We start from the raw sequence: 18,167 nt of genomic DNA, 5'->3' as shown, positions 1-18,167 counted from the left end.
TATTTAGAAATTCAATGAAAAAAAATATAATAGCGGGTTTAGCAGCGATTTTATTACTGGCGTCTTGTAATAAGGATAAAGAAATTCTTAATACACTGAACACCTATAATACTTCAATGGAGGCGAAAGGATACCATTTCGGAGATAAGCTTGAGCTTCCGAAAGAGGTAACGGAAAATGCAGAAAGCGTAACCATCAGCTTTGGAGATAAAGAAACAAAGGATTTAACAATTGATCCTAAATTTTTCACGCTGGGTGATAATGCCGTTACATTCAATATCAAAACAAAAGGAGGTGAAGTCCTGAATCAGGATGCAACGATCAATGTATTTGCAAAAAATCCGGAAAAAAATATTGCTTATCAGATTGTAGCAGAATATCCACACGATCCTAAAAACTTTGTACAGGGATTCCAGGTGGAAGGAAATACCATCTATGAAAGTGACGGGCAGAACGGATCTTCACAGATTTTAAAGTACACATTGGGTACAACAACTCCGCTTGCATCTACCAAACAGGCTCAGGAAGATTTTTCTGAAGGGAGCACTATTGTTGGCGATAAAGTTTATCAGTTGACATGGCAGAGCAAAAAAGGATATATCTATGATAAAAGCTCTTTAAAACTGCTTTCAGAATTTGCTTATCCAAATGTATTAGGCGAAGGCTGGGGATTGACCTATGACGGGAAAAGTCTGATTGCTTCTGATGGAAGTAAGCTTTTGTATTTCCTTGATGTAAATGATCCTTCAAAACTGATTAAATATATCGCTGTTGCCGGAAGTTCTCAGGCGTATGACCAACTGAACGAACTGGAATACCACAACGGATTTATCTATGCCAACGTATGGCAGAAGCCGATCATTTTGAAGATTAATCCTGCCAATGGAGAAGTAGTGGGAACTTTTGACTTCACAGACATTGCAAAACAGAACACTAAAGGAAGTGATGATGTACTCAACGGAATTGCTTTCAAAGGAGATAATATGCTGGTTACAGGAAAGAACTGGCCAAAGATTTACGAAGTTCAGATCAAATAATCTGATGCTATTGATAAAAAGAAGAAGTAGCGCTCCCTTGGGGGCGTTATTTTCGTTTTGAGGATTAATTTTTAGTATTTTTGGCAAATGATTAATACCTTTATGAAGCGAAACATCAACATTGGTTTTGCAGCAGTTCTATTACTCGTCTCTTGCAGTAACAAAGAAAAAATGCTTGATTCTCTTGCAGATTATAACAACTCAAAAGAAGAAAAAGGCTATCATTTCGGAGATAAAATTGAATTGCCGGAAGAAATTACAGCAAATACAGAAAGTATAGCCGTCAGTTTCAGAGGTAAGGAAACAACAGATTTAACGATTGATCCTAAATTTTTCACGCTGGGAGATAACAAGGTCATCTTTATCATTAAAACAAAAAAAGGTGAAGTCCTGAACCAGGATGCTACCATTAATGTATTTACCAAAACTCCGGAGCAGAATATTCCCTATAAAATAGTTGCTGATTATCCTCACGATCCTAAAAACTTTATCGAAGGTTTTGTTGTGGAAGGAAATACAGTATATGAAAGTGACGGAATGAAAGGAGCCTCACAGCTTATAAAATATACGCTAGGATCATCTGTTCCCAAAATCATGGCAAAGCAGCCCGCTGAAATTTTCTCTGAAGGATGTGCGATTGTTGGAGATAAAATATATCAGCTGACTTATCAGAATAAGATTGGTTTTATTTACGATAAAAATACCTTGAAAAAAATATCTCAATTTCCACTTCCCAACGTCATTGGAGAAGGCTGGGGACTGACATATGATGGGAAAAACCTGATTGCAACCGATGGTTCCAAAAATCTTTATTTTCTTGATGTCAATGATCCGTCAAAAGTAGTGAAAACTGTTTGTGTTGGCGGAAGTACTACAATTTATGACCAACTCAATGAACTTGAATACCACAACGGTTTTATATATTCCAATGTCTGGCTTAAACCCGTGATTCTTAAGATTAATCCTGTCAATGGAGAAGTCGTGGGAACTTTTGATTTCACAGAAATTGCAAAACAAAATACCAAAGGAAGTGATGATGTATTAAACGGAATTGCTTTTAAAGGAGATAATATGCTCGTAACAGGAAAAAACTGGTCCAAAATATACGAAGTCGCTTTTAAATAAAATTCATTGTATTTTTCTTTAAAACACTTCTTTTTATCTGGAAGATGGTCTCGATTTTGATTAAGTTCAAAGAAGATTCTCCTAGATTTTACCATCTTTTGGATGAAATTATTTTTCAGTAAATTGTCCCCATTAAAAAAACAGAGTGAAGTTTTTAAACTTAATATTTTTTTTCCTTTTCTGTACCGCTTCAGCGCAGAATATTCTTCCTTTAGATACTTTGAAACTAAAGGAAGCGAAAGATATGCTAGCCGATGACTATGGAAATCTGTATATCTATAAAAACAAAGATTTTAGTTTCACCAAATACGATTCTTTAGGAAAGCAGATCGGAAAAATGATGCTTACTGTTCCATACAAAGTGCAGAACGTACAAAATCCTCTGAATGTACCTTTATTTTCTGAAAATGCCCAGGAAATGAAATTTGTAGACCAGAATATGAATGAAATTCAAAGGTTGGATTTTAAACAGAAATTTGGTTTTATCAGAATGGCTTATGCCGAAGACCTGCAGCAGCTGTGGCTTTTGGATGACAGTACAAAACGTTTGATACAGTACAATTTCAGGAATGACACAACCATTAATTCCTATCCTTTTGACATCAGTTTTGAAGATTTAATGGATATGCTGGTCTATGAAAATAAGGTGTATGTCTTAACAAGAAAACATATCAGAATTTACAGCCTGAAATTTGAAAAACTGTTTGAAGCCCCATTGGAAAACGGAAAACGGTTTCGAAGAGAAAATGATGTCATTCTGGTTGTAGCCACTAATTTCATTTCACAATACGTTCCGGAAAAAGGAATGGAGACTGTTTTTGAAGATCAGGAAGCGCAAATTGTGGATAAAAACATCCTCTCTTATTTTGCAATCAAAGGGAACAAACTCTATCTTTACAGCCTTGAAAAAGTAAAGAAAGCCAAACAGCAAAAACAGCTCGAAGCTCAGCCGGAACCTCTGCAGCAGTCTACAGATAAACCAGTAGAAACAACTGAAGAAAAACCGAATGAGAATACAGTAGAGAAACCTTCAGACAATACCTTACAGAAATTGATTGAAGACACTTCTAAAGTTCAGACTGAAGCCATCGAAAAACTTATCAACTAATCAGTAAATACAAGGAAAAAGAATATTATGCATATTGCGGTTACAGGAAACATCGGAGCAGGAAAAACAACTTTGACAACGATGCTTTCCAAGCATTACGGATGGGATGCACAATTTGAAGATGTAGATCATAATCCTTATCTGGAAGATTTTTATTCAGATATGAGCAAATGGAGTTTTGCATTGCAGGTGTATTTCCTGGGAAGCAGATTCCGTCAGGTAAAGGAGATCAGAGAAAGTGGCAAAAACATTATTCAGGATCGTACGATTTATGAAGATGCTCATATTTTTGCAGAAAACCTGAATGATATGAATCTTCTTTCAGACAGGGATTTCAATAACTACTCATCAGTTTTTGATTTGATGAAATCTTTTGTATCTGCTCCTGACTTGCTGATCTATTTAAAATCAGATGTTCCCAATCTGGTTAAAAAAATCTATAAGAGAGGTCGTGAATATGAGGCATCCATCAGTATTGAATATCTTTCAAAACTGAATCAGAAATATGAAAAATGGATTTCCAATTATACAGAAGGAAAACTTCTGATCGTTGAAGTGGATGATCTTGATTTTGTAGAAAAACCGGAAGATTTCGGATTTATTCTGGAGAAAATTGAGGCAGAATTGCATGGTTTGTTTTAACATATTTTTATCAGAATATTAAGACATACTCAGGGTAATTCTTTTTAAATTTGTTTAGATCAAGTTTAATTATTGAATAATTATATCATGGTAGTTAAAGTATTACATAACGGAAACTGTTCAAAGTCAAATGCTGTATTGGAGTATCTTGACGAAAACGGAGTGCCTTTTGAGATCATCAATATTGTTGAAGATCCGTTAAGCCCTCTTGAGATTAGAACGGTGCTTAAAAAGTTGAACCAGAGCGTCTTCCATATTATCCGTAAAGCAGATAAGCTGTATATTGAAAACTATGCAGATAAAAACTATTCAGAAGAAGAATGGATAAAAATTCTTTCTGAAAATCCTTCTCTGATACAAAGACCAATTCTGGTGAAAGGCTCGGTAGCCATGCTGGGAAGGCCTATTGAAAATGTAAAATTCTTTATTGAAAAATAAATAAAAAATCCGTTCTGTGTAAGAGCGGATTTTTTTATGTTATTGGGTTTCTGTTTTCTTAGGTCCGTTGATTATATTATATAAAGCTTCCAGCTCTTTTGGAGGATTCCCGGAATCAAAATCTGAAGATGTATACTCCTTTCCGCCAGAGGTAATGATCATAGAGGCTATCATTGCCCGGTCAGAATGTCTGCCTGTAGTAGGAGCTTTAAGATCTGATATCTTGGATAAATCAATATTTCCTGCCAGTTTGGAAACTGCCTGCCATTCCGCAGGAGACAGCTTGGTATTCGTGATCTCTTCGTTGATATTGGATGCTTTTGAGGAAGGAGTAACAACAATGCTTCTGCTGAATCCTCTTGTTCTTTCTATTAATTGAACCTGTTCAATCTTTTGTTGTTGAACTTCAGTGGTGATATTCGATGAGGTATTTTCGCTGTTGTTTTTATGAATACAGCTTGTGGAAGTGACCGCTAGGGTAGTGCTCAATAAGATCAGTGGGATGTTCATTCTGTTTTTGTTTATTTCATATAATAAAAAACCGCTTCATTACTATGAAACGGTTGGTGTTTTTACAATAGAATAACGCCTTCTATTTTGGCTACTTCTTTATAAATATTCACTACCTGATTGGCATCCAGAACAAATGCATTAATATTGCAGGCTGTGTATTTTCCATTTTTGCTTTCGCGGTTTCCCAGGGTAAATTTAATACCATCAAAAACTCTGTAAATTTCAGTAAGTTTCGCCTTGTCTGTAGGAATAATAAATTTAAATAAATAATCTTCCGGAAAATCATGATGATCCTCCAGTTTCTCCTTTAAAGACTGATAAAAATCTTCAGGACTTGCGTGTTGATTTCCTTGTAATATATCCATCTGCAATTGTTAATATAATATAAATATAACGAAATTTTTCCTATTTTCCAAATGGTCCTAACAGAGACTTGGAGTTCTGATGTTCATAATCTTCGATGATGTTGAATAATCCATTCACCAGCTGTTCAGAAGCAAGTTTACTCAATCCTCCTGAATTAACCGTATTGTTATTGCCTCCTAAAAGACTGCCCAGAAAATTACTTCCTGATAATGCAGTATTAATGGTTTTTACAATTCCATATTCATTCAGTTTTTCATCTACTTTGGGAGCAATAGCAGCAATAAGCTGTTGAGATGTTTTTTCTTTAAGAATCTGTGTAGCGGTGGTTCCCTCCATGATTCTTGTAACATCCTGAGCGTTCAGGCTGTTTACTGCATCCTGCAAAATAGGTTTTGAAGTATTCACAGTGTAAGCTGCTGCCTGTGCTATATAATCTCTTTCTTTGGCTACCAGGGAAGGAGCAATTTTTTCCAGCGTAGAATTGATATCTCTCAGCTCTTTAGGAAGGGCTTTGTCTACCATATTGTTCTGCAGAAACGCTTCTTTGTTTCCGTAAATACCCATTCCTTTATCAATACCATTGAGCAGGATTCTTTTAATAATAGAAAGCCCCATGTCTGATGTAGCCAGTGACGAGCATGATTGTACACTGGTAGTAATAACAGCACCGGTCCCGATGATAAGAGCGGCTGCAATGATATATTTTTTCATTGATCTTTTTATTATGTATTTCTAAGATGCTTTTGTCAAAAACTGCACCAAAGGTAATTACTATTCTCTATTTAACAAAATATTAAAGTGAGTGAGTGATTTGGTGAATTTTTTTGTCTAAAATGGTAATTTAACATTGATGAAATGATGAAAAACTAATAATTATATTGAGTATAAAATTATAAAACTTGAATATTTGTCATTTTTGGTTTAATAAAAAAGGATGATTTTTAAATATTTAAGATAATTTAACATTGTTCAATATTTTTTATATTTTTGGCTAATGTCTTTTTTTGAGATTTTAAATAACTCCACTATTTAGAGACAGAAATGAATTTGATTTATTTGAATAAAATTGAAACTATATGAAACAAAGTAATTTAAAGTATTCATGTCTCATTGCTGTTCTGTACTTCGGTATGAACGTCAATGCTCAGACTACTCCCAAAGATACTGCTGCCAAAGAGCAGAAGATCGAGGAAGTAGTTTTGATCGGATATGGATCTCAGAAAAAAGAAAACGTTACGGGAAGTATCGGAATGGTTTCTGCAAAGGATCTTGCTGATAAACCGAACGCTAATCCAATAAGCTCGATACAAGGTAAGTTATCTGGTGTACAAGTTTTAAATTCCGGTACGCCGGGGAGCTCTCCAAGAGTAGATATCAGAGGAGTAGGTTCTCTTACCGGTAAAACAGTATTCATCGTTGATGGAATGATTACAGATGATATCTCTTTCCTTGGGCCTCAGGATATTGAATCTATGAGTGTACTGAAAGATCCTTCCAGTTTAGCAATCTTCGGTGCAAGAGCTGCTAACGGAGCGGTTATTATTAAAACAAAAACAGGAAGAGGAAAACCGATATTCAATTTCAATTCTTATCTGGGAATTAAGAAGGTTACCAATGTTCCAAAAATGGCTAATTCTGATCAATACATCGAGCTTTATAACGAAAAACTGATGAATGATAATGGAAATCTTAATGGAGCACTTTCCAGAGCTAATTTCCCTGCAGATACAGATTGGTTTAATGAAATTTTCAGAACAAGCATCATTAACTCTAATGATTTTTCTGCTTCCGGAAGTTTAGGAAAGCTTAATTATTATGCCAGCATAGGAAACTTACAGGACGAAGGTAATATTGCTGCAGGACAGGGGATCAATTCAGGATCAGGATTTAACAGACTTAATACAAAGTTAAATCTTAGTTATAAGATTACTGATAATCTTACGATCGGGAACAATTTTACATTCTCTAAAATGCGTACCGATCAGGCAAAGAATCCTTTACTGAATGCTTATAACGCACCTCCTATTTTCTCTGTGATGAACCCTAGTACAGGAGATTATCAGTTCTTTAACGGATATTCTATCCCAAACTCACGTGCTGTATTAGATTTATACCGTTCTCAGAACAGACAGGAAAGATTATTGAACAATGTTTGGGCTGAATATAAGTTTTTACAAGACTTTACTTTAAGAGTAAGCTACACAACAGATAATTATAATACGAATCTGTACGAATATACTCCTACATTTAATTATGTTCCTGTTTCTGATCAGAAGCCTAATAAATTGATTACAAGGGATTCAAGAAACAGAAATTATATCTGGGACAATACATTGAGCTGGAAAAAATCATTAGGAGATCATAATCTTGAAATTCTTGCAGGTTTTTCCAGAACAAGAAACTCTTATTCTCAAACGTATTTAGAAGCACTGAACGTTAATTATGACGGAACTAATGCTTCCATGAATATTTTCAACGGGACTAATATTATCATGATTGATAAGGATGTAGAAGGATATGATGTAGTCCCTTATCAGGACAGAATTGAATCTATGTTTGCCAGAGTTAACTATGATTATAAAGGGAAATATCTTATCAACGGATCTGTTCGTAGAGATGGTACTTCAAAATATTCATCCGGGGACAGACACAGAATATTCCCTGCGGTAAGTGCCGGGTGGGTAATTTCCAAGGAGAACTTTATGAGCAATCAGAATGTATTCAGTCTTTTAAAGTTAAGAGCAAGCTGGGGAAAATTGGGTAATCCGGATGTGACAAGAGCTTATACTTTAAGAACAACTATTCTTAAAGAGGGTGCATATTATGGAAACTCAGGATCTCCTGCGCAGACTATCGACAGAGTGATTGATCCAAACATCGGTTGGGAAACTACAACGGGTAGAGATATCGGTTTAGAGATGGGTCTATTTAATAATAAGTTGAAAATTGATGCAACTTATTTTGATAAAGATACTAAAGACGTAGTATATGGTGTTGTACAGGGAACAGTTTCAGGAGCAAGTAACTGGAAAAATTATATTACCAATGCATATTCTTTCAATAACAGAGGTTTTGAAGTTTCTGTAAATTATGATACGAAACTTTCAGATAACGTAAAATTGGCAGTATACGGTAACCTGACTACTCTTAAGAATAAAATCACATCCGTATATGAAGGTTCATACCTTGAAACCGGAGCAAGTTTATTTGGAAACTCTATTGTAAGACTACAAAACGGACAGCCTGTAGGTGCATATTACGGATATGAGGTAACAGGAGTATTCCAAACTGACGCAGAAGCGGCTGCATCTGGACAAACCGGAGCAAAAGCGGGATGGCTTAAGTTTGCAGATATGGATGGAAACGGAGTGATTGATACCAGAGATAAAACGTTCTTAGGAAGCCCAATTCCTAAAGGAACTTATGGTTTCGGAGTTAATTTAAATGTTTATGATTTTGATATTGCAGTAGACTTCCAGGGTGTATTCGGAAACAAAATTTATAACTATAACCGCGAACAGCGTTATGGAAATGAAAACTGGGATCTTGACTTCTACAACAACAGATGGCGTGGTGCAGGGACATCAAATGCATATCCTATGACTACTAACAACCAGTCTGTTATTCTTCCAAGTAGTTTCTTTGTAGAAGATGGAAGCTATTTCAGAATCAGAAATATTACGGTAGGATATAACTTACCTAGAGATTTCGCAAAATCTTTATTGCTTACCAAATTCAGACTGTATCTAAGTGCTCAGAACCCTTGGACAAGCTTTAAATATAATGGATTCTCCCCAGAGATTGTGAATACAGACAGAGTGCAGATGGGAGTTGATAATAATATTTATCCAATTTCAGCCATTTATACAATCGGTATGAACTTAACATTTTAATTAGAAGAACATGAAAAAAATATTTTTATCCATCGCTTTATTTTCACTTGTAATAAGTTGTAAAGACGATTATCTGGATATAAAACAGGAAGGAGTAACGGAAGCAGATTCCTTTTTCAAAACTCAGGATGATGCAATGCAGGCAACCAATGCCATCTATGTGTTTTTAAGAAGCTGGGAAAATTCTGCTTTTCCTTATCAGTTTGTATTTGGAGTACCTGCAGATGACGTTGTAAAAGGATCTAACCCTGGGGATGCATCTTTTATTAATGCTTATGACCAATTTACTTATACTGTAAGTGATGATGGAGTTAGAGGATACTGGATCGGACAATGGCAGGCCGTAAACAGATGTAATCAGGTGATTACAAATGTTCCGAAAATTGAAATGGATGCTACTTTAAAAACAAGGTTGATTGCTGAAGCAAAAATGTTGAGAGCCTATTTCTATTTTAACTTATTAAGAATCTATGGCGGAGTTCCAATCTTTGACGGAATTCCTTCTACATATAAGATTCCTAGAAATTCTGCAGAAGAAGTTTATAACTTTATTATTTCCGATCTTACCAGTGCCGCACAAATTCTTCCCCAGACTTATGCTGCAGCTGATCTTGGAAGAGTTACTAAAGGAGCTGCGTTAGGATTATTGTCAAAAGTATATCTGTATAAAAAAGATTGGCAGAAAGCATATGATACTTCTAATCAGGTAATGTCTATGGGATATGATTTAGATCCTGACTTTAACCATGTATTCAGAATTGGAGGTGAATTTGGAAAAGAATCTGTATTTGAAGTAAACTGTGAATGTTCTACCCAATTCGGAGGAAGCCAGTATGCAGAAGTACAGGGAGTGAGAAACCAGTTCGGATGGGGATTCTTTACGCCTTCCCAGGCATTGGAAAATGCATTTGAGCCAGGAGATATCAGAAAAGAACTTACGATTCTTAGAAATGGGGAAACTACTCCGGAAGGAGACCTTATTGCAATGGGTGATCCAAACTCTGTAACGACATTCAACCAAAAAGTATATGTTCCTAAAGCTTTGAACAATAACGCTTGTGCTTACGGATCAAGACAGAATATCAGAATTTTAAGATTTGCAGAAGTTCTTCTGATTAACGCAGAAGCAGCAAACGAATTAGGCAATACGGCGACAGCGGTTACTAACCTTAACAAGGTAAGAACAAGAGCTCAATTAACAGGAACTACCGCTACAACGCAACTTGCATTGAGAGCAGCCATCTGGCATGAACGTAGAGTAGAACTTGCTTTGGAAGGTGATCGTTTCGTAGACCTTGTAAGAACAGGGCAGGCGGCGACTGTACTTGCTCCTTATGGATTCAAAGCCGGGAAGAATGAATTATTCCCGATTCCATTAGATGCTATGAACGAAAGTACAGGATTATTTACCCAGAATCCGGGATATTAAAAATAAATCATAAACATTAGAGGAGAATGAAAGTTCTCCTCTTCTTTTAGTTAGAAACCCTATAAAAAGAGATCTCATGAAAAGGAACGTATTATCAATGGCTATTACCTCTTTATTCTTTGTGTATTCCTGTAAAAATGTTCCCGTTGCCAGACAGGAAGTAGGAAAAGTTGAAGCAGTAAAAAGCAATATCACAGATGAACAATTGATGGATAGAGTACAGAAAGATGCTTTGAAGTATTTCTGGGACTATGCAGAGCCCAACTCAATGCTTGGGAGAGAGCGTTATCATGAAGACAATGTCTATCCGGATAATGATAAGCACGTGATTACTACAGGAGGCTCAGGATTTGGACTGGCAACCATTCTGGTAGGGGTAGAAAGAGGTTTCGTTCCAAGAAAAGAAGCCGTGAAAAGACTTACCCACATCATGGATTTTCTTGCAAAGGCAGACCGCCACAAAGGAGCATGGCCCCATTGGATCAACGGGGAAACCGGAAAGACCGTTCCTTTCGGAAAAAAAGATAATGGTGGTGATTTGGTGGAAACGGCATTCCTTACTTCAGGAATACTGATGGTTCGTGAATATTTTAAAAATGGAAGTACCGAAGAAAAAGCTCTTGCCGCAAAATGTGATGAGCTATGGAAAGGAATCCAATGGAACTGGTATACAAAAGGAGGTCAGAAAGTTCTTTACTGGCACTGGTCACCCGAATACCAATGGGAAATGAATTTTCCTCTTGAAGGATATAATGAATGTCTGATCACTTATATTTTAGCAGCATCTTCACCTACCTATTCCATTGACGCGGAAACATACTATAAAGGCTGGACCAGAAATGGAACCTACCTTACAGACAAAACAAAATACGGGTTACCCCTGTATGTGAAACACAACTATGCTGAAGAATATGGCGGACCACTTTTCTGGGCGCAATATTCGTATATCGGACTTGATCCAACGGGACTATCCGATAAGCTTGTCAAAAACTACTTTGAAGTCAATAAAAATCAAACCCTCATCGACTATAAATATTGCGTTGAAAATCCAAAACAATGGAAAGGGTATGGACCCAACTATTGGGGACTTACAGCCGGTTATACCAGAAATGAGGATGGTAGCACAGGATACACTGCTCATATGCCTGGAAATAATGATAATGGAGTGATCACTCCTACAGCAGCCTTAAGCAGCTTTCCATATACGCCGAAAGAATCAATGGCGTTCCTGAGATTCATTTATACTCAGAAACCCGAATTCATAGGATCTGCAGGACCTTATGATGCCACTTCTGTTAATTATAACAATTGGTTTACCCCAAGATATCTTGCAATAGACCAGGGAACCATTGCGCCAATGGTTGAAAACTACAGATCTGGATTCCTTTGGAAGTTGTTTATGAATGCCCCGGAAATTCAGCAGGGATTAAAAAAACTAAGCTTCCAGTCAACCAAATATGGAATAAAATAATTCAATAGGAACGGATTATTATCCTGAGCATAGTCGAAGGGAGCCCGTTTAAATAAAAAAGATCAAATCCGCTGGCTTTAGCCCAAACCTAAATAACAATATGAAACTAAAACTGAAACATATCCCTCTTTTACTCCTGCCATTCTCATTACAGCTGAGCGGACAGGAGATAAAAGGAGAACTCAATAAAGAAATTAAAAGACAGGAAAAAGTATCCTATATTCTGGATTATCCACAGAATACAAAAGGGAATGTACCTTTGATTGTTTTTCTACACGGTTCAGGAGAACGAGGAACTAATCTGGATTTGGTAAAAGCTCACAGCCCGTTCACCTATAAAAATCTGATCAAAGAACCGGTGGCTATTCTGGCACCTCAATGTCCGGAAGGATCCTGGTGGGATACCGTTACCGTCTATAATCTGATCAAAGAAATTCAGCAGAAATATAAAATTGATGCTTCCCGCATTTACCTTACAGGACTTTCTATGGGAGGATGGGGAACTTTGAAGCTGGCCATGGAGCATCCGGAAATGTTTGCCGCTGTTGCTTCAGTTTGTGCCCCTACAGATCAGGTAATGACTGCCAATATTCATCAATTTAAGGATTTGAATATGAAAATATTTCATGGCGGAATGGATGATATTGTTTTGCCCGCTAATGCTTTTAATTTTTATCAAAAGCTACATCCTGTAAATCCCACAGCAGAATTGGTTATCTTCCCGAATGACAATCATAATTCATGGGATTCAGCCTATTCAAACCCTGCGCTGTATGAATGGATGCTGTCAAAAAAGAAAGGGAAATAACCCGACACACACAATGATTGAAAGATAAACCCATCGAATTAAAACTAAAATATAAAAACAATAATTTAAGAAGATAGATTTATGAAAAAGTTAATTGTAATTGCCACTTTAGCACTGGCTCCTGTATTTTCTGCACAGGAAATGGTAACGAAGCCCGTTCAGTCTTATCAGACCGCTCAATATCAGGCTAAAAAGAAAGCTTTTGTAGATAATCTTTTATCTAAAATGACTTTGGATGAAAAGATTGGCCAGCTTAACTTGCCAAGTTCCGGTGACTTTACCACAGGTTTGGCTAAAAGTTCAGACATCGGTAAAAAAGTTGAACAGGGTTTAGTAGGAGGACTATTCAATATAAAAGGAGCGGAAAAAATCAGAGCCGTTCAAAAAGTAGCAGTAGAAAACAGCCGTTTGAAAATTCCTTTGATTTTTGGGATGGATGTAATTCACGGTTATGAAACCACATTCCCGATTCCATTAGGTTTAGCCGCTTCATGGGACATGAATCTGATTCAGCAGTCAGCAAGAGTAGCAGCAAAAGAAGCATCTTCTGATGGAATCAACTGGACATTCTCTCCCATGGTAGACATTTCCCGCGAACCAAGATGGGGAAGAGTTTCCGAAGGTTCCGGTGAAGATCCGTATTTAGGAAGTGAAATTGCAAAAAACATGGTGTATGGTTATCAGGGCAAAGATTTATCTGTTGGAAACACCATTCTGGCTTGTGTGAAGCATTTTGCATTATATGGAGCAGGAGAATCGGGGAGAGATTACAATACGGTTGATATGAGCCACGTGAGAATGTTCAACGAATATTTCCCACCTTATAAAGCAGCTGTTGATGCAGGAGTAGCTTCTGTGATGGCTTCTTTCAATGAAGTAGACGGAGTTCCTGCAACCGGAAGCAGATGGCTTCAAACTGAAGTTTTAAGAAATCAATGGAAGTTTAAAGGCTTTGTGGTGACGGATTACACAGGGATTAATGAAATGGTTGATCATGGTATGGGAGATCTTCAGCAGGTTTCTGCACTGGCTCTGAAAGCAGGTGTTGATATGGATATGGTAGGAGAAGGTTTTTTAACAACATTAAAAAAATCTTTATCTGAAGGAAAAGTAACACAAGCTGAAATTGATCTGGCAGCCAAAAGAGTTCTTGAAGCAAAATATGATTTGGGATTATTTACAGATCCATACAAATATGGTGATGCAAAACTGGCGGCAAAAGAAGTTTACAACATGGAAAACAGAAATGTTGCTAGAAATGTTGCTGCCCAGTCTATGGTTTTAATGAAAAATGAAAACCAGGTGCTTCCTTTGAAAAAATCAGGAACTGTTGCGGTAATTGGACCATTGGTAAACAATTCACTCAATATGGCCGGAACCTGGAGTGTTGCTGCAAAACATGATAAAGCTGTAAACCTGATGCAGGGTCTTCAGGCAAACTATGGTAAAGAGGTGAAATTCCTTTCTGCTAAAGGTGCCAATATTGATTATGATGCTAAATTAGAAGACATCTATGCTGCTCACGGTAAAAAAACAGACAGAGACAACCGTTCGAAAGAAGAATTGTTAAAAGAAGCTGTGGATGTTGCCAACAAAGCAGATGTTATTGTTCTGGCTATAGGAGAATCTGCAGAAATGAGCGGTGAATCATCTTCAAGAACTGAAATTACTATTCCTCAGTCTCAGGTTGACTTATTAAATGAACTAAAGAAAACCGGAAAACCAATTGCCATGGTTCTTTTTACAGGTCGCCCATTGGCTTTAACCAATGTAAAAGATACTCCGGATTCTATTTTGAACGCATGGTTTGCAGGATCTGAAGCAGGAAATGCAATTGCAGATGTTTTATTTGGAAAAGTAAATCCGTCCGGAAAACTTCCAATGACTTTCCCAAGAAGCCTGGGACAAGTGCCAATCTATTATAATGCTAAAAATACAGGTCGCCCATTAAGTCAGGAATTGACGGATAAATGTGAATACCAAAGATTCCGTTCAAACTATATGGACGAATGTAATACCCCATTGTATGCTTTCGGATATGGATTGAGTTATACGAAATTCAATTACTCTGATATGGCCGTTTCCAGTGCGAATCCAAAAGGAAATCAAACCGTTCAGGCATCCGTTACGGTAACCAATACCGGAAATTATGATGGAGCTGAGGTTGTTCAGCTGTATGTCAGAGATATGGTGGGAAGTATTACAAGACCGGTAAAAGAATTGAAAGGTTTCCAAAAAATATTTTTGAAAAAAGGAGAATCCAAAAAAGTTACTTTCGATATCACTCCTGAAACTCTTAAATTCTATAACGGAGATTTGAAATACGACTGGGAATCAGGTGAATTTGATATCATGATCGGAACGAGCTCTGATCAGGTTCAGCATTCAAAAATTAACTGGACCAAGTAATAGAAGAAAAGTTGCTCACAGAATTGTGTATTATGTCTTTTTTGGCATGATTTTTAATAATACCTCGTGTAATTATTATTATATACAAATCGACATGAAAAAAACAATTTTATTAAGCACAATGTTCCTTGGTTCTCTAGCATTCGCACAAAAAGCACCTGTAGTAGGTGGTGATAAAGATGCACATGGATGTATAGGTTCAGCAGGATATACCTATTCTCAAATTAAGAAGGACTGTGTAAGAACTTTTGAACAGAAAATTAAGCTAACAGAAGTAGCACCAAAGGAAAGTTATACTTCAATAGCTGCAGTTATTTTCAGTAAAGACATGAAAAAAGCTGAAGTTTTTGTAAAAGATGCTGGTGAAAGAAGTATTATCCTTACCAGAGCAGGAGGTAAAGCCAAAGCATGGAAAAAGGATGGCTATGTATTGGTTCCTTACAAAAAGAACGGTTATCAGCTTAAAAAAGATAATATCGTGATCTATCAGTAAGATCAGATTTCAAAAAAGAAAAACCACTCGTAAGAGTGGTTTTTTTTGTACCTTAGAGAAAATATTAATATCACATTTTTGGGATATTTTAACCAGTCAGAAAACAAAAATTTTACTTATGAAAAAAACAATTTTATTCAGTGCCCTGTTCTTTGGATCCTTAATCTTTGCTCAAAAACAAACTCCTGTTCTTGGAGGTGACAGAGATGTTCACGGTTGCATTGGTTCAGCAGGATATACCTATTCACAGTTAAGAAATGATTGTATAAAAACCTTTAATCAGAAAATAAAACTGAAAGAAGTAAACTCTGATAAAAGCTATACTTCAATGACAGCAGTTATCTTCAATAAAAACATGAAAAAGGTTGAAATTTTTATTCCGGATGGAAATGCAAAAAGTATCATTCTGGATAAAGAAGGAAAAGAAAAAGTCTGGAAAAGCGGGGCTCACATTAAAGACAGCTATGTGCTGACTCCCTATAAAAAAAGCTACCAGATCAAAAAAAATGATGTTGTAATCTATCAGTAAAATAAAATTCAAAAAAATAGGAAGCCACTCGGAAGAGTGGCTTTTTTGTGATGTGAAATCAATGAAATTTTAATACGTCAAGTTCTGTCGTTATCAGGAGATAGTTTTGTATTTAAATAAGACAAATATCCATTTACATAAATAGGATTTAGTAATTAATTGTATGATTTACATCAGATCTCATAAAAGTGATTAATATCTTAAAAAAAGATTAAATTCGTATCGTTTTAAATAAAACTAATTACTAACTCAGAAAACAACATTGAAATGAGAAAACTTTATCTCGGTGCATGTACTTTATGCACGGTCTTGAGCGTATCTGCTCAGGAATTGGTGTGGCAGAAAGACATCAAATCCTCTACCCAGGATTTTCTAAGCCAGGTGACAACCACCATTGATCAGCAATATCTGATCACGGGAAGTTCTATTCAAAGCAATAAGCAGCAGGCTTTAGGCAGTAAGCAAAACAACGGTTACGATTTCCATCTGGTAAAACTGAACCAACAGGGACAAGAAGTCTGGGAGAAATATTTCTCAGGAACCAACCATGATTATTTATCCGCAACTGTCACCACTCAGGATGGCGGATTTTTACTGGCCGGAACATCCTATTCAGGAAAAGGATTAGACAAAAAAGAAGATTCCAAAGGAGGTTCAGATATCTGGCTGATCAGAATCAATGAATTTGGCGATGAATTATGGCAGAAAACCTTGGGAAGCACTTCCGATGAAGAAGCCAGAGCGGTGATTCAAACCACAGACTTAGGATTCTTTGTCGCCGGGAATGTACAGAGTTCATCAAAAGGCTACGGCTCCAAAGATGTCTGGATCACAAAATTGGATAAAAACGGAAAAGAATTATCCCAATTAATCTTAGGTGGAAAAGGCTTAGATGAAGTTGAAAAAATGATTCCTACGAAAGACGGCGGCGCATTGCTTGGCATTTATTCAAGAAGCACCTCTGTTAGAACAAATAATCAGCCATCAACGACTAACACTACTATTTCGTCTGACAGAACGGCAACCCATAACCTACTATCTGCAACCTCAAAGCAAAGCGATAATTTCGGAGAAGGCGATTACTGGATTGTCAAGTTAGACAAAAACGGAAAAGTAGAATGGGAAAAGAACTTTGGTGGAAAAGGTGATGACCACATCAGAACCCTTGCCTTAACTTCAAATGGTTTTGTCATTGGTGGAGAATCCAGATCAGAAAGGTCAGGCAATAAAACGGTAGGCCTTGAAGAAGGTACAGATCTTTGGTTGATTGCTTTAAACGAAAGAGGTGATGAACAATGGCAGAAATCCTACAATTTCAAAAACCGAGATATTCTGATGGGAATGAGTGTGATTCAGAGCCAGGATACAAGAACCAAGAATCAAGACTTTACAAAAGGAATATTGTTGGGAGGCTATACCCAGGCTGAAGGAAGAATACAGACTGATGATGAAACGTTCTGGATGCTCTATCTGGATCAGAATGGAAATGAGCAGTGGAGAAAACACGTGAAAGGAGAATCCAGACAAAAAGAAGAAAGACTTTCAGATTTAAAACTGAACAGAGATGGTTCTATTATTCTGGCAGGAACCAGTGCAGAAGAACTAGGCAAAGAAAACTGGAAAATTGTAAAACTGGGCGATAAACAGGTTGATCAGCTCATTGAGAAGTACGACATCAAGATTTATCCAAACCCTGTCTCAGACTACGCTTACGTAGAAATCGGTTTTGATTTTAAAGAGGCTGATATTCTGTTGTATGATATGAGTGGAAGACAACTTCAGAGTATAAAAACAAAGAACAGAGTAACGAAGATTAATACCCAGGCTTTGGTTCAGGGAGCTTATCTGGTGACGATAAAAACGGATATGAACAAAACAGCTAATGCGAAAATTATTAAAAAGTAAA

Annotated in this window: 16 protein-coding genes; 13 read left to right on the top strand and 3 right to left on the bottom strand. The window is 36.7% G+C overall.

All coding sequences use genetic code 11. The annotated features are described in order from the left end of the window. Positions 1–14: 14 nt before the first annotated feature. The 5 genes from CQ022_RS06670 to CQ022_RS06650 all read left to right on the top strand — a co-directional run bounded on the left by CQ022_RS06670 (position 15) and on the right by CQ022_RS06650 (position 4,350). Positions 15–1,037, top strand: a complete 1,023-nt coding sequence (locus CQ022_RS06670) for a glutaminyl-peptide cyclotransferase (RefSeq protein WP_105680674.1) — start codon at positions 15–17, stop codon at positions 1,035–1,037. 102 nt (positions 1,038–1,139) lie between these two features. Then, positions 1,140–2,162 carry a glutaminyl-peptide cyclotransferase gene (locus CQ022_RS06665; RefSeq protein WP_105681775.1) on the top strand — a complete coding sequence of 341 codons (1,023 nt, stop codon included), beginning with the start codon at positions 1,140–1,142 and terminating at the stop codon, positions 2,160–2,162. Between the two features lie 145 nt (positions 2,163–2,307). Next, entirely contained in the window at positions 2,308–3,270 is a 963-nt protein-coding gene (locus tag CQ022_RS06660) for a hypothetical protein (RefSeq protein WP_105680673.1), read from the top strand. A gap of 27 nt (positions 3,271–3,297) precedes the next feature. Beyond that, complete coding sequence (locus CQ022_RS06655; RefSeq protein ID WP_002977952.1) at positions 3,298–3,912, top strand: deoxynucleoside kinase; 615 nt, start codon at positions 3,298–3,300, stop codon at positions 3,910–3,912. Between the two features lie 87 nt (positions 3,913–3,999). Next, positions 4,000–4,350: an arsenate reductase family protein gene (locus CQ022_RS06650; protein ID WP_105680672.1), complete on the top strand. Its 351-nt coding sequence runs from the start codon at positions 4,000–4,002 to the stop codon at positions 4,348–4,350. A 39-nt stretch (positions 4,351–4,389) separates the two neighbouring features. On the opposite strand, the gene CQ022_RS06645 is transcribed toward CQ022_RS06650, so the two are convergent. From CQ022_RS06645 to CQ022_RS06635, 3 genes are all read right to left on the bottom strand, one after another. Continuing rightward, the gene (locus CQ022_RS06645) at positions 4,390–4,860 is read right to left on the bottom strand and encodes a hypothetical protein (protein WP_105680671.1); all 471 of its coding nucleotides are present in this window, start codon (positions 4,858–4,860) and stop codon (positions 4,390–4,392) included. Positions 4,861–4,922: 62 nt separating this feature from the next. Continuing rightward, positions 4,923–5,228, bottom strand: coding sequence for a DUF493 family protein (locus tag CQ022_RS06640; RefSeq protein WP_105680670.1), 306 nt, complete (start codon positions 5,226–5,228; stop codon positions 4,923–4,925). Positions 5,229–5,268: 40 nt separating this feature from the next. Next, positions 5,269–5,940, bottom strand: coding sequence for a DUF4197 family protein (locus tag CQ022_RS06635; protein ID WP_105680669.1), 672 nt, complete (start codon positions 5,938–5,940; stop codon positions 5,269–5,271). A gap of 365 nt (positions 5,941–6,305) precedes the next feature. Between CQ022_RS06635 and CQ022_RS06630 the strand changes: the two genes are divergently transcribed. The 8 genes from CQ022_RS06630 (at position 6,306) to CQ022_RS06595 (ending at position 18,166) form a co-directional block, all read left to right on the top strand. Continuing rightward, complete coding sequence (locus CQ022_RS06630; protein ID WP_105680668.1) at positions 6,306–9,122, top strand: SusC/RagA family TonB-linked outer membrane protein; 2,817 nt, start codon at positions 6,306–6,308, stop codon at positions 9,120–9,122. Between the two features lie 10 nt (positions 9,123–9,132). Beyond that, a complete protein-coding gene (locus tag CQ022_RS06625) occupies positions 9,133–10,551 on the top strand; it encodes a RagB/SusD family nutrient uptake outer membrane protein (protein ID WP_105680667.1) in 1,419 nt (472 codons plus the stop codon). A 76-nt stretch (positions 10,552–10,627) separates the two neighbouring features. Next, positions 10,628–12,022, top strand: coding sequence for a glucoamylase family protein (locus CQ022_RS06620; RefSeq protein WP_105680666.1), 1,395 nt, complete (start codon positions 10,628–10,630; stop codon positions 12,020–12,022). A gap of 100 nt (positions 12,023–12,122) precedes the next feature. Further along, positions 12,123–12,830 carry a prolyl oligopeptidase family serine peptidase gene (locus CQ022_RS06615; RefSeq protein ID WP_105680665.1) on the top strand — a complete coding sequence of 236 codons (708 nt, stop codon included), beginning with the start codon at positions 12,123–12,125 and terminating at the stop codon, positions 12,828–12,830. 81 nt (positions 12,831–12,911) lie between these two features. Continuing rightward, positions 12,912–15,239: a beta-glucosidase BglX gene (gene bglX / locus CQ022_RS06610; RefSeq protein ID WP_105680664.1), complete on the top strand. Its 2,328-nt coding sequence runs from the start codon at positions 12,912–12,914 to the stop codon at positions 15,237–15,239. 94 nt (positions 15,240–15,333) lie between these two features. Further along, complete coding sequence (locus tag CQ022_RS06605) at positions 15,334–15,732, top strand: hypothetical protein (protein ID WP_105680663.1); 399 nt, start codon at positions 15,334–15,336, stop codon at positions 15,730–15,732. A 118-nt stretch (positions 15,733–15,850) separates the two neighbouring features. Then, the gene (locus CQ022_RS06600; RefSeq protein ID WP_105680662.1) at positions 15,851–16,261 is read left to right on the top strand and encodes a hypothetical protein; all 411 of its coding nucleotides are present in this window, start codon (positions 15,851–15,853) and stop codon (positions 16,259–16,261) included. A gap of 267 nt (positions 16,262–16,528) precedes the next feature. Further along, positions 16,529–18,166: a T9SS type A sorting domain-containing protein gene (locus CQ022_RS06595; protein ID WP_105680661.1), complete on the top strand. Its 1,638-nt coding sequence runs from the start codon at positions 16,529–16,531 to the stop codon at positions 18,164–18,166. The last annotated feature ends 1 nt before the right edge of the window (position 18,167 follow it).

Source organism: Chryseobacterium culicis, from assembly GCF_002979755.1.
GTDB lineage: Bacteria > Bacteroidota > Bacteroidia > Flavobacteriales > Weeksellaceae > Chryseobacterium > Chryseobacterium culicis_A.
Note: the sequence above shows the minus strand (reverse complement) of the source record. Positions and strands in the feature narration are given on the sequence as shown.

Coding starts and splice junctions, on each gene's coding strand:
- CQ022_RS06670 (WP_105680674.1), top strand. CDS start 15: ATGAAAAAAAATATAATAGCGGGTTTAGCAGCGATTTTATTACTGGCG.
- CQ022_RS06665 (WP_105681775.1), top strand. CDS start 1,140: ATGAAGCGAAACATCAACATTGGTTTTGCAGCAGTTCTATTACTCGTC.
- CQ022_RS06655 (WP_002977952.1), top strand. CDS start 3,298: ATGCATATTGCGGTTACAGGAAACATCGGAGCAGGAAAAACAACTTTG.
- CQ022_RS06650 (WP_105680672.1), top strand. CDS start 4,000: ATGGTAGTTAAAGTATTACATAACGGAAACTGTTCAAAGTCAAATGCT.
- CQ022_RS06645 (WP_105680671.1), bottom strand. CDS start 4,860: ATGAACATCCCACTGATCTTATTGAGCACTACCCTAGCGGTCACTTCC.
- CQ022_RS06640 (WP_105680670.1), bottom strand. CDS start 5,228: ATGGATATATTACAAGGAAATCAACACGCAAGTCCTGAAGATTTTTAT.
- CQ022_RS06635 (WP_105680669.1), bottom strand. CDS start 5,940: ATGAAAAAATATATCATTGCAGCCGCTCTTATCATCGGGACCGGTGCT.
- CQ022_RS06630 (WP_105680668.1), top strand. CDS start 6,306: ATGAAACAAAGTAATTTAAAGTATTCATGTCTCATTGCTGTTCTGTAC.
- CQ022_RS06625 (WP_105680667.1), top strand. CDS start 9,133: ATGAAAAAAATATTTTTATCCATCGCTTTATTTTCACTTGTAATAAGT.
- CQ022_RS06620 (WP_105680666.1), top strand. CDS start 10,628: ATGAAAAGGAACGTATTATCAATGGCTATTACCTCTTTATTCTTTGTG.
- CQ022_RS06615 (WP_105680665.1), top strand. CDS start 12,123: ATGAAACTAAAACTGAAACATATCCCTCTTTTACTCCTGCCATTCTCA.
- bglX (WP_105680664.1), top strand. CDS start 12,912: ATGAAAAAGTTAATTGTAATTGCCACTTTAGCACTGGCTCCTGTATTT.
- CQ022_RS06605 (WP_105680663.1), top strand. CDS start 15,334: ATGAAAAAAACAATTTTATTAAGCACAATGTTCCTTGGTTCTCTAGCA.
- CQ022_RS06600 (WP_105680662.1), top strand. CDS start 15,851: ATGAAAAAAACAATTTTATTCAGTGCCCTGTTCTTTGGATCCTTAATC.
- CQ022_RS06595 (WP_105680661.1), top strand. CDS start 16,529: ATGAGAAAACTTTATCTCGGTGCATGTACTTTATGCACGGTCTTGAGC.